Origin of the sequence: Arenibacter sp. F20364 (genome assembly GCF_023015905.1) — a bacterium.
Lineage (GTDB): Bacteria > Bacteroidota > Bacteroidia > Flavobacteriales > Flavobacteriaceae > Arenibacter.
Genome location: NZ_JALKBD010000007.1, coordinates 105,123 through 119,744 on the forward strand (window position 1 = coordinate 105,123; position 14,622 = coordinate 119,744).

Here is a 14,622-nt window from a genome sequence, read left to right on the forward strand (position 1 = left end):
CCGGGAAATTTCAGGTCAAGCCCCCCTAACTCGTACTGTTGCGATTGGATTGAAAAAATATCAATATCACAGCACTGGGAATTATAACACTACCAAGGGCAAGAAATATTGAATAACCTTCGAACATTGTCCATCCCAACCATGCTGTCATGCCCCTATAGAAAATAAGGGATTCGGTAATTATGAAGCCTAACAAATAAATAGTAAAAGCAGCCTTGGACAGTTTAAATAATCCAAAAAACTCCAAAAAGAAAAACAGCCCAACGGTGATTACCCCCAAAAAGGTCCAATGTAAATAGCCTATAGTAAAATCCAAAACTGTTGTCGCCAAATTAGCAAAGTAGGGCAAGGCAGTGAGCAATTGCAGTATCATTTTAACCAGCAACAGAAAGGCTCCTAATTTTAAAATATTGAATTGAATTCGGGACAAGGCCGATTTCAATACGTCCCTATTTACAAGACAGATTTTTATCAGAATCCCAAAGCCGATCAATTGTAATATAGCCCCAATCCCTCCCAAAATATAGTACATAAATCCGGGAGCTGTCCACAAGATGGATAAAAAAAAGCTCAATGTAATGCCCAAAACCGTGTACCTAAAAAAGGACCTAAAAGTCCTGGTAGGAACATTGATCTGAAGTTGCTCCAACAGATAGAAAAGTAGTCCCGCCAAGGCCATTATCATCCAACCGTTATACTGAAAATGTAAATAGAAGTAGATAGCCAATCGGTACCAAATGGATTCGGGTCCCAAAACGGTCATAATTGCACCCAAAGACCAAGGCCCTACACTAGAGCCTATCATGAACCAAAGCGCTGTCTTGGCACAAATATAGGCCTTGGTTCCCATGAACGATTTGGGCGTGTATTTCATAAAAAAAGCAGAAAACCAATAGGAAGCAAAAAGGAATAGGGTGGAAAATACTATCGAAAACAAGGCATATCCCTGAAAGGGAAAGGATAACAGCATGCCTATTAAACATATCTGTGTAAACCAGAAAATACGACGATACTTCCTGTCCAAAGTCAGCTTGTCCATAAAAAGATGGTACAACAAGGTGGTCAGCGCAATATATACCCAGCCCAAAAGTGCTATATGGGAGTGTGTATGCACTATAAACCTGTAATTGATCGGCATTGGGGCAACTACAAAAGTCCGCAATAAAACACCCAGTAGGGCGGCCAATAAAAAATAGCCTAGGGATACTTTAATATGGGTTTTGGCAACTATCACACAGTCTATAGAAATTCAGCTAAAGGTACTACTAAAAATCCTTTCTTTTGGCAACATATCCCAATCGCCAAACCGGAATTATCGTCCATAAAAACAGCATAAAAATGGACATAACAAGTCCTAAATTGGTTCCAAAGAACTGCTTAAAAATGGCTCCGGTATAGCCCAATAGAGCAGAAATATCCAATTTTAGCAGAATTAAGGTCCTGGACAGATCTATAGGATTAGACATGGTTGCCATCAAAGAAAGGTTATCCAAGGGGTACTCCTCAAAAACGATCAATGTCATTAGAAAAAGTCCGTCGTAAATAACCGCCAAAAACAACCAGGCCAGTACGGCATACCCAAAACCTTTTATCTTATTTTCATTGGCCAGGGCTATATTAAAGGCAATAGCTGTAAAGATCAGCGTTAAAAAAGCTCCCGTAATCAATAACAGTGAAAAATCCCAAATGGCATTACTTTGAAACAATCCGTATAACGTAAAAGGAATACCCAAGCCCAAAACCAAGCTCATAGTCAACGAACCGGCCACTCCGAAATACTGCCCCAAAAAAATGGACGATCTTTTAATGGGCTGGGCCAAGAGCAGTTCTGTAAATTCTTTGGAGTTATAATAATACATTACCCCAAATATGGTCCCTATCAAGGGCACCAGAACAATGATAACGTTCATTAAGGTAATAACGGCCTTGGAGAGCTCGTTGTTCAAAAACAACAGTACAAAGCCCAACAACAAATAGAACAGAAAATAGACGTAACTCCAACGGCTACGCATTAGGTCGTAAAAACTATATTTTAATATCTTAATCATGATTGTGGTGGGTTGATATTGCCGCAATGGCATGTTCAAAATTGCTTTGTCCGGTTTTGGTCTTTAATTCGGCAATGCTGCCCTTAAAGTAAATTTTACCTTCAAGCAGGTAAACAATCTCATCGGATACCTCTTCTACAAACTGCATAATATGGGAGGTAATTAAAAAGGTCTTCCCTTTTGCCTTTTCCTCAAAAATAAGCTCCTTGAGATGGATCAACGATAAGGGATCCAGACCATTGGTGGGTTCGTCCAAAATAATCAAGGGACTGTCGAACATAAAGGTCAGTACAATATTTACCTTTTGTTTGGTTCCCCCGGAAAGGTTGCTCAATTTTTTATCCAAAAAAGGCTCCAACCCAAATAGGCCGATCAACTTTTGCTCATTGCTTGGTTTTTGCCTAATATCCTTTATCATCGCTATTAATTCCTTGACCTTTAAGTTTCCTGGAAAATTGGCAATTTGGGGAAGGTAGTTTATGTCTTGACGATATTTCCACTTATTTCTAACAGGGGAATCCATCACTGCTATGGTCCCTTTATTGGGAATTACCATTCCCAGCAAAGTTTTGATCAATGTTGTTTTACCAGAACCATTGGGACCTAGGATGGCAAATATACCGCCTTGGTCTATATTGAGTTCCAATCCCGCCAATACCTCATTTTTACCGAACCTTTTATGTAGGCTTTCAACGTGTATCATTTAATTTTTTTCATTAAGGGTTTTGAATCAACTAATTCGTCCGGGGTAAAAACAGGGGATACTTTTTCTGAAAAATCAATAATATCCATAAACAGACTACGCAGTAGTATAATAGTTTCTGGGGTTCTGTTTACGATATAGGAAAATAATTTTACGGGTCTGTAGGGAATATCTCCGGTTCCGTTCCTATCCAGATCGTAGCCCGTATAATTGCTCCAAAAGTTCTCATCAAAAATATTATCGTTCAGATTGCTGTTGTATGCCAGATCAAAAGAGTTGTACAAAAAATTGTTATGGTTAAAGGTGTTGGTATAACAGGCCCCACGAACTTTGACGGCCCAACCATTTTTTATAAAATTGTTCTTTGAATAGTTTATTCTATTGGAGCCTTCAATGCTTATCCCAACCGTATTCTCTTCAAAGGTATTGCCAATAATATCGGCATCATTGATCTCTTTCAGCAATACTCCAAACGAGGCCGTCCCCCAATTTTTCCTAAACGTATTGCCCAACATTTTTATCCTTTTGGAAAACATTACGGCTACCCCTGCCCCATTATTCTCAAAGGTATTGTCCTTATAGATATCATCATTGGAAAACATGAAGTGCAGTCCATATCTCAGGTTGTCCGAACTTATATTGTTTTCGATGGTGATATTGTCCGAAAACTCCAGATAGATGCCATCCCTTACATGTTGAACGATATTACGTTCCACAACTATATTCTGTGAATACCATAATTGTATGCCATTCCCGGAATTGTATTCATCCACGGCATCCCCAATGATCTTATTGTGGTAGACCTTTCCATTCTTGCTTTTTTCCAAATAGATTCCAAAAAATAGCTTTTCCAGTACTACGTTCTGTATAAGAAAATTTTCGCTCCTCACCACCCTTATTGCCGCATAATCTGCCGTATAACTAGTACCCACGTTTATAATGAAAAGACCGTCTATGGTAACATTATTGGATACTACGGTGATGATTTCCCCTTGATCTTCGCCATCTATAACGGGATAGTTCTCCCCAATAATGGCCAAGGGTTTGTTTACTTGGATGTTGAATTCCTTATAGATTCCTTTTTTAATCAAAAGCGTATCAAAATCTACTGCAACGGCTACACCCTCCTTAATGGTCTTCACCTCACATGATCCACAGACCGTGATGGTCCCTGCACGTAGATGATTGCCGAACAGCATTAATAGAAAGCAGAAAAGTACCCCTATTCTTCCCATTATCTTATAATCAAGAATTTTGAATTTTCTTCAGCCGTTACCCAATGCGGAACGTCTTTGGGAAAACTAAAGTGTTGTTGCCCACTTATAAAATAGGATTTACCATTGATATGAAAGATTATCTTGCCTTCCAAAACAATCAATTGGGCATCCCTAGGAGCGGTATGCTCAGGGAAAATGGCATCCTTCTCCAAACTAATGTTCAATATCTCCAAAGCCTCTGTTTTTACCAATTTATTTACCTGAAGTTTATTGTATTCCTGATTTTTTATCTGATCGTTAATGGTGTACATAGTCATTGTTTTATTTAGGCCAATTATTTCCAAAAGCATTTTAATGACAGAAGAAAAAATATAAGCCTGTTATTGATACACTCTCACGGCAAACCCGAGGGAATGCTATGGAGGTCTACAATTGAAATCTTAATTTTAATTGTCCCCAGGTCAATAGGTCCCCCTCATACGTCATTAGTGCATCTACTGCTGCTTGCTCGGTCTCAAAGGCGGTTAGGAATTCCCCCATTGGACTAGGTATGCGATCGCTGATGAGATAGATAGCTTCAGTGGCATCGATCAATTCCCCTGGTCTATTGTAATCGTTTACTAAGTAAAGCGCTACTTGCTTCTGATCTATATCCTTGAGGTGATTCATCATACACTCACTTGAATCGAACTTAAAGACCTTCCCCTTATCTGTAACAATTTCAGCTGCATGTTGCCTGTCCACAATGGTCATACTACAAAAGTGGCATCCATCCGAACCATAGGCTATGGGTTTTGGGCTTATAGTACAGGAGGAAGCAATCAATACCAATAAAATCATAACTATTCTGTAGTTCACCATACTTTTTATTTTAATGATTAAGCAGTAACCGCTTTTTTGGATTCCTGTTTCAACATGGATTTATTGCTTTTCCAACCCATATATGCAGCTACCAAAGTAAGCGTCATTCCAACAAACATCATATAGGCACCTATACTTGGTAGGGAAGTAACATCAAAATTCAACATTTTTTGATATCCCAACAGAGGTGGTTTATAGGTCATGGGGGTTCCGTCAGCATTGGTCACTTTAATAATGGCATGTGGATCTAGGTTGGAACCATAATCTGTAAGCCATTCATTGAAGTCGTACATACCCACAACGCCCAAAACGGACATCAACAGAAACCAGCCGAGAAACCATTTATAACCCACTTTGCCATAAAATCCCAACAGCCCTATAAGAACTCCTAGTACCACCATTCCAATGATCACCTTGGGAAAAATATCAAATTCCCACATTTCCCCTGGTTTCGGTATGGTTTTCATACCAATATAGTGATTTAATCCATCTATATTCTGTAGATCAAATTCAGAGGCTCCCTCTATTCCTGTGATATGGATATTCATGCCCAATGGTTCGGGATATTGGGGTGCACCCAACATAATATTCCATAATGGAAAGGCAAATAACCCCAGTAACAGCAATGGGCCAATTATCATTAATACGTTTGCTTTTTTCATTTCTTGAGTTTTTTATTATTTACAAATCGAAAAATGTTTTGAGTGGTTGTTCCCTTCTTCAACTTGTTAAAAAAGCGGGCAGTTTCCAAAACCAGACCCGCTTTTTACATCAAAAACTAAAATTAAGTGAAGCTATTCACCTAGGGACCAACTGAGCTCCAAATTGGAACTTGCAGGCGATACCCTAACATAACCTTGCATCTCCTGGTGAAGTGCGGAACAGAAATCTGTACAATAGAACGGCCACACTCCTACTTGCTTCGGCTCCCAAACTATTGTCTTGGTCTGTCCGGGCATAATCAACAATTCGGAAGTGTTGGCACCTATTACAGCAAAGCCGTGTGGTACATCAAAGTCCTGTTCTTGATTGGTAACATGGAAATACACCTTGTCCCCCACCTTAATACCCTCAATATTATCGGGGGTAAAATGGCTTCGGATGGTCGACATATAAATATGTACGTCCTTACCGTCACGTACCACTTTGGAATCTGCTGCCCCTAATGTTGCATAAGGGTGTTTATTGTCTGCAAGCTTATAGATCTTCTGTGATTTGGGCGCCAAGAGCTCGGCAGGAATTCCTGCTGCATAATGAGGCTCCCCATGGGTTGGAAAATCATAGATAAGTTCCATTTTGCCCCCTGAAATATCATACAATTGTGCGGAGTGTTCCAATTCCGGACCAGTCGGCAAATATCTGTCTTTGGTGATCTTGTTCATAGCCACCACATATTTACCAAAAGGTTTTCTGGAATTACCACCTGGTATCATTAAGTGGCCAACAGAATAGTAGGTAGGTTTTCTATCGATAACTTCCCAGGTACCCAGTTTCCACATCACCACCTCCGAAGAGATAAAGAAAGTGGTGTAGGCATTACCCTCACCGTCGAATTCGGTATGTAAGGGCCCAAGACCTCCACTTTTTACAGTTCCGGCAAGTACATCCTCAAATTTCAGGATAGGAATTCCGTAAGCCTCCCCATCAAATTTCTTACCTTCAATAGCAGCGATCATTTTATCAAAAGAATGTACCGTTAAATCCGCTGACAATTTTCCGTTACCAATAATATATTCTCCGGAAGGGTCTACATCACAACCATGAGGTGATTTTGGAGTGGGCAGAAAGAATACCGCGCCAGGTACATCTAGTGGGTTTACTGTAAGTACTTCTTTTTTCATGGTACTTGTTGCAGTATGCGTAGACTCATCATATACATTATGCGCATAATTGGCGGGCATTTTTGTTCCCCCACCGTTGTTTACATACTCTTCGATTGCTTTCCAGTTAATAGCGGCAATAAAATCCTTATCATTCTGGGAAGAATTTACCTCCATAAGGGAATTTGCTTCTTCCGTATTATAGGTGGTAAAAAAGAACCAACCGTGGGATTTCCCCCTTCCAGGATGCGAAAGGTCATAGTTAAACCCTGGCATAATTATCTGAAACTTAAGATCCATATGACCGTGTTCAGGATCGACACTAATAAAAGATAGTGCACCCTTAAAATTGCCTTTGTACTCGTTAATGGGCATATCACGTTGTGGAACGGGTACAGAAAAACGGGTTCCTGCAACCACATACTCGGTATTTTCAGTAATAAAGGATGAACTGTGGTTACCTGCACTATTTGGCACCTCAATGATTTCTTCGGTTTCAAAAGTGGTCAGACTTATCCTTGCAATCCTTGGCGTATTATTTCCGTTTATGAATATCCATCTTCCATCCAATTCACCATTGGTCTGGGAAATATCAGGGTGGTGGGAATCGTCCCATGGAACAAAGCCAAAAGAGGTGTTCAACATTGGCTTGGTCTCCTCCGAATAGCCGTATCCAGAGGTGGCGAACTGTGAAAATACGGGTATTTCCTTGAACATTCGTCCAGAGGGCAAGCCGTAAACTGTTAGGTTGCCACTATATCCACCAGACATAAAAGCGTAAAACTCGTCATGTTCCCCTGGAGCCACATAGACTTTCTCTGCATTGCTCGAATTCAATGCTCCGGAAGAACTTTTGCCTTGGTTACCGTTACCGCAACTAGTCAATAAGGCGGTAAAGCCCAAGAGTCCCAATACTAAATAGGTATATTTCTTCATTGTTTATAAATTAATTGATTATTGAGTTAAATAATTATTCTGTAGTAGGTAGCATTACCTTATCTACCACATGGACTATTCCATTGCCTGCAGGCACACTGGCCAAAATTTTAGCGCCACCGACCATAACATCTTCCCCTACTACCTCAACGGTAACGTTCTGATCATTGGCCTGCCCCAATTTTTTAAATTTCTTTAGAAATTCCTTGCTGTAATTGCCCGGAGTTACGTGGTACTTTAAAATATTGGCCAATGCATCTTTGTTTTCTGGTTTTAGAAGATCGTCCACAGTGCCTTCCGGTAACGCGGCGAAAGCCTCATTAGTCGGGGCAAATACCATTAAGGGCCCAGCATTCACCAAAGCGTTTTCCAATTCCGCTGCCTGTACTGCGGCCACTAAGGTGGAATGGTCCGGGGAGCCTATGGCAATTTGCAGAACATTGGGTGTTGAACCATCATCGGCAATAAAGGCCTGGCCTTGTTTTTCAACTTCTTCCGTTGCTGCATTGTCCTGAGTTGGATTCGTTGCTGTCTTAGCTTCGTTTTTACAACTGAACAAAACGCCCAGCAGTAGAAACGATAACATAAATGATTTTAAATTGGTTGTCGGGAACATAATGTTATATTATTATAAGGTTCTAAAGTATTCCAATACTGCTCTGGCCTGTTCTTCGGTAAGACCTTGATTGGCCATTGGCGCACCGTTAAACTCGGCCAATAAAGCTTTTGCCAAAGGATCTTCCTTTACCATGCCCTCAGGATTCAAAATCATGTTCATCACCCATTCAGGGCTACGTCTTTCCAAAATACCTGTTGGGGCAGGTCCTATGAATTTTTTGTCTACCCTATGACAGGCCAAACACATCTGATTGTAAACTTCCTCCCCTTTTTTGGCCATTTCCTGATCCACTTCTGCCACCAAGCTTACCGAGGTAATGGGCCCAACACCCTTGTTGGTCAAATCCACGGTTTCGGATGCCTTGGTTGTTACAGCCGCTGGTTCAGGAGCAGGTTGTTCCGTTGTGGTTTTTGCCCTATCCACACTAAATCCTTCTTTTTTCTTTTCTTCCTTACCTCCACAGCTCATCATCAAAACCGAAAATAGAACTGCGCTACCTTTTAAAATTATTTTCATTTGTTTTTCCTTTAATTGTTACAGATCACTTGTTTCTTAATTATTAATACTATTTAAATTGGTGATAATAAAACTGTCGGATTTAAAAATCATTCCTTGGTTTTAACAATTTATTGGGACAAAATTAGGCTGTCATTAAACCATAAAACATGATAAAAATCATATTTAGGATAAAAATGTCCTTTTTTTGATCTTTTTTCCAATTAGAAATATATGGCCGTACCCTAATTTGAAAATAATTCCCCGCAATTAAAATTAAACCCTTGTTTTTCAATATGGTATATCCCCTAAAATTATGGATTGAATTTTCTGGAAGGATAGGAAATAAGGCTACAGCATCGGTCTTTTAAATCTTTTACATATCTTAGTAAAAGCACTTACAGAGAAACATCTGTGCTATTGGCCCGCGATATTATTGAGGGCCATTTCATTATACTTTCAATCTTAAAATTGAAGGCCCCAGAAAGGAACTAAATAATGGTTTGTAATTATGTTTATTGGTCTATTGTCAATTAACGTTTGGCCGGTACTTTTTGATCCTTTATATTTTTTTGATTATTAATCGCGGCATACGCTCCTTTCAAAATAGCCTTGTGCCCCATAGTGAACTTGTATTTTATGACGAATTACGATATCATTATCGATAAGGAAAAAATCGTTTTAAGTCCGATGGATATAGCCTCTTTGGACATTGTTAAAATTAGCGACCGGCAATTCCATGCCCTTCGACAGAACCGGGCCTATAAAATCAAAATCTTACATACAGATTTTGCGAACAAAAGAATGACATTGGAGGTAAATGGCAGTAGTTATGAATTGGCTTTAGCAGATAAGTATGATCAAATGGTGGACAAAATGGGGTTGTTAACGGCCAAAACCCATAAAATAAACAGTATTATAGCCCCAATGCCAGGTCTTATAATAGATATCATGGTAACAACAGGTCAGAAAGTGGTAATTGGCACTCCCCTTATTGTGCTATCGGCCATGAAAATGGAGAATATCATCACTTCCTCCGGAGAAGGCATCGTAAAAAGTATAAAAGTCAATGTAAACGAAGCAGTTGACAAAGGACAGATTATAATTGAAATGGAATAGCCATAGCATGAAGATGGAAAAAATATTGATAGCCAACCGGGGAGAAATAGCTTTACGCATCATGCGGACGGCACAAAAGATGGGAATAAAAACAGTGGCGGTCTATTCTGATGCCGATAGGGAAGCTCCCCATGTACGATTTGCCGATGAAGCAGTTCATATAGGAAATTCACCTTCTACGGAATCCTACTTGAATATGGACAAAATTGTGGAAGCAGCCTTAAAAACCAAGGCCCAAGGTATTCATCCTGGCTATGGCTTTTTAAGTGAGAATGCCGTTTTTGCCCAGCTGGTAGCTGATAACGGAATTACCTTTGTAGGCCCTAAACCACATGCCATAAGAGTTATGGGCGATAAATTGGCGGCCAAAGAAGCGGTTAAGGGTTATAATATTCCTATGGTACCCGGCATTGAAGAGTCCATTACCGAAATTTCCGTGGCCCAGAAAATATCCAAACAAATAGGGTTTCCCATTTTAATAAAAGCCTCTGCTGGTGGCGGTGGCAAAGGAATGAGGGTGGTTCAACAACTATCCGAATTGCCCGATCAAATGGAACGTGCCATCAGCGAGGCCGAGGCAGCCTTTGGAAATGGCGCCGTCTTTATTGAAAAATACATTGAATCTCCAAGGCATATAGAAATCCAAGTATTGGCCGATACCCATGGAAACATTTTTCATCTTTTTGAGCGGGAATGCAGTATACAGAGAAGACATCAAAAGGTTGTGGAAGAGGCTCCATCCGCCGTATTGACCCCAAAAATAAGAGACGCCATGGGAAAAGCTGCCATAAAAGTAGCCAAGGCCTGTGATTATGTCGGGGCGGGAACGGTGGAATTCCTATTGGACAGTGATAAAAATTTCTATTTTTTGGAAATGAATACCCGTCTACAGGTAGAACATCCGGTAACAGAACTGATTACAGGTATTGATTTGGTGGAACAACAGATCAAAATTGCCAGAAATGAAAAACTGGCATTTTCACAGCAAGATTTGAGCATAAAAGGACATGCCCTGGAAGTTAGGGTCTATGCAGAAGACCCCTTGGACAATTTTCTGCCCAGTATGGGCAATTTGGAAACCTATAAGCGCCCCAAGGGCAAAGGAATAAGATTGGACGACGGTTTTGAGGAAGGAATGACCATACCCATGTATTACGACCCCATGTTGGCCAAATTAATTACCTACGGCCAAGACAGGGATGAGGCCATTCAGCTAATGATCCAAGCTATATCGGAATATAAGATAAAGGGGATATCCACTACCCTGCCCTTTGGGAAGTTTGTTTGTGAACACAAAGCTTTTACTTCTGGGGAATTTGACACCCATTTTGTTAAGAAATACTACACTCCGGAACTGTTGCACCAACAATATGCGCAGGAGCGCGAAATTGCAGCCATGGTAGGATTGAAACTATTTTTGGAACACAAGGATATTCTTAAAGTTCCCGATCGCGAAAATTCCAATTGGCCATTAAAACGGACTAAGTGATAAGCACCAAATAACACCTATGGTTTTAATGGCGTAAAGCATTATTTAATGAAGGAAAAAATAAAAAAACTCGAGGATAAAATTGCCGAAGCCAAATTGGGCGGCGGACAAAAACGTATTGAAACCCAGCATTCGAAAGGCAAGCTTACTGCCCGTGAACGAATTCATTTTCTGCTGGACGAGGGTTCGTTTGAAGAGTTGGGCGCCCTTGTGACCCACAGGACCAAAGACTTTGGTATGGGCAAGCAAATATTTTATGGGGATGGGGTAGTCACAGGGTATGGAACCATTAATGGTAGACAGGTCTGTGTTTTCGCCCAGGACTTTACCGTATTTGGAGGTTCGCTTTCCGAGACCCATGCAGAAAAAATTTGCAAGGTAATGGACATGGCCATGAAAATAGGTGTGCCCATAATTGGCTTGAACGACAGCGGAGGGGCTCGGATTCAGGAAGGGGTACGATCGCTTGGCGGTTATGCCGATATCTTTCACAGGAATGTTATGGCTTCCGGTGTTATCCCACAAATTTCCGCTATTATGGGACCCTGTGCCGGAGGAGCCGTCTACTCCCCCGCCATGACCGACTTCACCCTGATGGTAGAAAATTCCAGTTATATGTTCGTTACCGGTCCCAATGTGGTTAAAACGGTGACCAATGAAGAGGTCAGTTCTGAAGAGCTAGGTGGGGCCATGACCCATGCCAGCAAATCCGGGGTCACCCATTTTACCGCCGAAAACGACCTGGAGTGTCTTGGACAAATAAAGGAACTTATTGGTTATTTACCGCAAAACTGTGAAGATTTGCCCAAACCACTCCCCTATTCCCTAAATACCGAAGTCCGGGAAAAGTTGGAGACCATTATCCCTGAAAATACTAATCAACCTTATGATATGCGACATGTCATCAAAGAAATCATTGACGATTCCCCTTTCTTTGAGGTCCATAAGCATTATGCCGAAAATATAGTTGTGGGCTTTGCTAGATTGGCCGGAAAAAGTATCGGGATCGTTGCCAACCAGCCCATGAGTCTGGCCGGGGTTTTGGATGTAAACAGTTCCAAAAAAGCGGCCCGATTCACCAGATGCTGTGATTGTTTCAATATTCCCCTACTAGTATTGGTAGATGTTCCCGGATTTCTTCCAGGCACTGATCAGGAATGGAACGGTATTATTATCAATGGTGCCAAGCTGCTCTATGCCCTAAGCGAGGCTACGGTTCCCAAGGTAACCGTTATTACCCGAAAGGCCTACGGCGGGGCCTATGATGTTATGAACTCCAAACATATAGGAGCCGACCTCAACTATGCCTGGCCAGGAGCCGAAATTGCCGTAATGGGTGCCAAAGGAGCCAGTGAGATCATCTTTAGGAAAGAGATAGATGCTGCAGAGGACTCTGAAACCAAACTAAAGGAAAAAGAGGAGGAATACGCCGATAAGTTTGCCAACCCATACAGCGCAGCGGAGAGAGGGTTTATAGATGAAGTGATTTTCCCCAGGGATACCCGTAGGAAATTGATAAATGCCTTTGCTCTGCTAGAAAATAAAGTGGTGAATTTGCCCAAGAAAAAACATGGAAACATACCTTTGTAATTAGCCGCTGACCACTTAACGCAATTTTCAATTTATAACAGGACATGAGCAACTTAGAAGAACTTATACAATTACTTACGTTGGAACGCATTAATGACAATACCTATGTAGGACAAAACTATCAGGCCCCATGGGGCAGGGTTTTTGGGGGACAGGTTTTGGGACAGTCTTTACATGCCGCTTACCAAACCGTATCCAACGATAAAATAGCCCACTCCATGCACGGGTATTTTATTTTAGGGGGAGACCTAAGCATTCCTATTACCTATGAAGTAGATTGTTTAAGGGATGGCCGTAGTTTTACCACTCGCAGGGTGGTAGCCAAGCAGAACGGCAAGGCCATTTTTAATATGGCAGCGTCTTTTCAGGTCCGGGAAGATGGAGTGGAGCACCAGATAACCATGCCCAATCTAATTACCCCTAAAAAGCTGATGAACAGCTTGGAGCAAATTGAGGAAATGGAAAAAACGGATCCCGACTCCTATAATCTTATTAAACTTACCCATCCCAAGGTATTCGAATTTAAACCGGTAGAACGCCTAACAGCACTTCTGGCCAAAGACGGACCTCCATTTAACCATATGTGGATGCGGGCTACGGAAAAGGTAAAAGCCGATTTGCCGCTGCAACAACAATTATTGGCCTATGCCTCCGATTACAACATTCTCACCACCGCTTCCCTCCCCCACCGTGAAGAACTCAGAAAAGGAAAGACTTTTTATGCCAGCATAGACCATGCTATATGGTTTCACCGCAATTTTAAAATAGACGAATGGCTTCTGTATACCATGGACAGTCCTAGCGCCTGCAATTCCAGAGGTTTTTCAAGGGGCAGTATTTTCGATAGAAACGGTATTCTGGTGGCCTCAGTGGCACAGGAAGGATTAATGCGCACCACCAGGGCAGAATAATGCCCTTGGTATAAGTCCGTAATAATTTTCTGAGCGCCCCTACAAGCTATAGTCTTCTGTTACATGTTTTACCAGCAATAATTTTTTTTGGAGAAGCCCAATACTATTCTTTTGGCCATCTATTTATTTGAGTCCAAACTTAGCACTAGTTTGAAAAAGCTATTGTGACCGAAAATTCAAATTTTTCTATCTTTTGGCACCCCTGCCCGAAAACGGTTCAGGCGGGCTTTAGGGAGAGGGCAGAACCAAAATACCAAAAATTCAATTAATTAGCCCTGACCCTAAAGGGAATAATTGAATTTTATCAATTGGAGACAGTTCAAAATATCGGATTTCTAATATCCGATCGAAAATATCAACGCTATATCAAACTAGAATCCCAAACTTATATAAACCTCCTATTTATGGGCCAATATAGATGAACCGCCCTCGGTTAAACTACCAATAATACCCATAAAGTAGGATTTGGATTACTGAAGACAACAGCGGTTTATCCCTTGTAAATTACCGTTCATCCATGTAAAATTTTCCCTCCCGTTTTTTATCCTTTTTTTTTCCCTTTTGACCACTAAATTTCCATTTAGGGCATGCCTGGGCGAATTTTGCCCTATAACATTAAACAAAAGATATGAAAACATTATTACTCGTTAAAGAAATTTATTCAGAAGGATTTAGAAACCTAGGACACATTATTGTTAAAAATTATTTCAAAGCATTCATGTGGTTCAGTGTAGCTATGTTTGCCATAGTATTATACGCTTTCATTTTTAGATTGGTTACTGGATTTGTTTGGGATTAATTAAGAATAAATGCA

At 40.8% G+C, this 14,622-nt stretch carries 15 protein-coding genes; 5 read left to right on the forward strand and 10 right to left on the reverse strand.

Annotated elements, in window-relative coordinates; all coding sequences use genetic code 11:
• Positions 1–25: 25 nt before the first annotated feature.
• The 10 genes from MWU84_RS07610 to MWU84_RS07655 all read right to left on the reverse strand — a co-directional run bounded on the left by MWU84_RS07610 (position 26) and on the right by MWU84_RS07655 (position 8,720).
• A complete protein-coding gene (locus MWU84_RS07610; RefSeq protein ID WP_246900215.1) occupies positions 26–1,234 on the reverse strand; it encodes a hypothetical protein in 1,209 nt (402 codons plus the stop codon).
• A 31-nt stretch (positions 1,235–1,265) separates the two neighbouring features.
• Positions 1,266–2,048, reverse strand: a complete 783-nt coding sequence (locus MWU84_RS07615) for an ABC transporter permease (RefSeq protein ID WP_246900217.1) — start codon at positions 2,046–2,048, stop codon at positions 1,266–1,268.
• Positions 2,041–2,751, reverse strand: coding sequence for an ABC transporter ATP-binding protein (locus tag MWU84_RS07620; protein ID WP_246900220.1), 711 nt, complete (start codon positions 2,749–2,751; stop codon positions 2,041–2,043). Before MWU84_RS07620 ends, MWU84_RS07615 begins: the two co-directional genes overlap by 8 nt.
• On the reverse strand, positions 2,748–3,950 hold the full coding sequence (locus MWU84_RS07625; RefSeq protein WP_246900484.1) for a nitrous oxide reductase family maturation protein NosD: 1,203 nt from the start codon (positions 3,948–3,950) through the stop codon (positions 2,748–2,750). The genes MWU84_RS07620 and MWU84_RS07625 overlap by 4 nt, the downstream gene beginning before the upstream one ends.
• 35 nt (positions 3,951–3,985) lie before the next feature.
• Positions 3,986–4,279, reverse strand: a complete 294-nt coding sequence (locus tag MWU84_RS07630) for a cupin domain-containing protein (RefSeq protein ID WP_246900222.1) — start codon at positions 4,277–4,279, stop codon at positions 3,986–3,988.
• Between the two features lie 115 nt (positions 4,280–4,394).
• Positions 4,395–4,829, reverse strand: coding sequence for a nitrous oxide reductase accessory protein NosL (locus tag MWU84_RS07635; RefSeq protein WP_246900224.1), 435 nt, complete (start codon positions 4,827–4,829; stop codon positions 4,395–4,397).
• Between the two features lie 17 nt (positions 4,830–4,846).
• Complete coding sequence (locus tag MWU84_RS07640) at positions 4,847–5,491, reverse strand: hypothetical protein (RefSeq protein WP_246900227.1); 645 nt, start codon at positions 5,489–5,491, stop codon at positions 4,847–4,849.
• Between the two features lie 132 nt (positions 5,492–5,623).
• Entirely contained in the window at positions 5,624–7,585 is a 1,962-nt protein-coding gene (nosZ, locus tag MWU84_RS07645) for a Sec-dependent nitrous-oxide reductase (RefSeq protein WP_246900229.1), read from the reverse strand.
• 34 nt (positions 7,586–7,619) lie between these two features.
• Positions 7,620–8,201 carry a fasciclin domain-containing protein gene (locus MWU84_RS07650; protein ID WP_246900231.1) on the reverse strand — a complete coding sequence of 194 codons (582 nt, stop codon included), beginning with the start codon at positions 8,199–8,201 and terminating at the stop codon, positions 7,620–7,622.
• A gap of 12 nt (positions 8,202–8,213) precedes the next feature.
• Positions 8,214–8,720, reverse strand: coding sequence for a cytochrome c (locus tag MWU84_RS07655; RefSeq protein ID WP_246900233.1), 507 nt, complete (start codon positions 8,718–8,720; stop codon positions 8,214–8,216).
• A 618-nt stretch (positions 8,721–9,338) separates the two neighbouring features.
• Between MWU84_RS07655 and MWU84_RS07660 the strand changes: the two genes are divergently transcribed.
• The 5 genes from MWU84_RS07660 to MWU84_RS07680 all read left to right on the forward strand — a co-directional run bounded on the left by MWU84_RS07660 (position 9,339) and on the right by MWU84_RS07680 (position 14,607).
• Positions 9,339–9,818, forward strand: a complete 480-nt coding sequence (locus MWU84_RS07660) for an acetyl-CoA carboxylase biotin carboxyl carrier protein subunit (protein ID WP_246900235.1) — start codon at positions 9,339–9,341, stop codon at positions 9,816–9,818.
• Positions 9,819–9,831: 13 nt separating this feature from the next.
• On the forward strand, positions 9,832–11,307 hold the full coding sequence (accC, locus tag MWU84_RS07665; RefSeq protein WP_246900486.1) for an acetyl-CoA carboxylase biotin carboxylase subunit: 1,476 nt from the start codon (positions 9,832–9,834) through the stop codon (positions 11,305–11,307).
• Positions 11,308–11,355: 48 nt separating this feature from the next.
• Positions 11,356–12,897 (forward strand): acyl-CoA carboxylase subunit beta, encoded by a 1,542-nt coding sequence (locus tag MWU84_RS07670; RefSeq protein WP_246900237.1) that lies wholly within the window; start codon positions 11,356–11,358, stop codon positions 12,895–12,897.
• Between the two features lie 44 nt (positions 12,898–12,941).
• Positions 12,942–13,808, forward strand: a complete 867-nt coding sequence (locus tag MWU84_RS07675; RefSeq protein WP_246900239.1) for an acyl-CoA thioesterase II — start codon at positions 12,942–12,944, stop codon at positions 13,806–13,808.
• A gap of 628 nt (positions 13,809–14,436) precedes the next feature.
• Positions 14,437–14,607, forward strand: a complete 171-nt coding sequence (locus tag MWU84_RS07680; protein WP_246900241.1) for a DUF6747 family protein — start codon at positions 14,437–14,439, stop codon at positions 14,605–14,607.
• Positions 14,608–14,622: the final 15 nt, after the last annotated feature.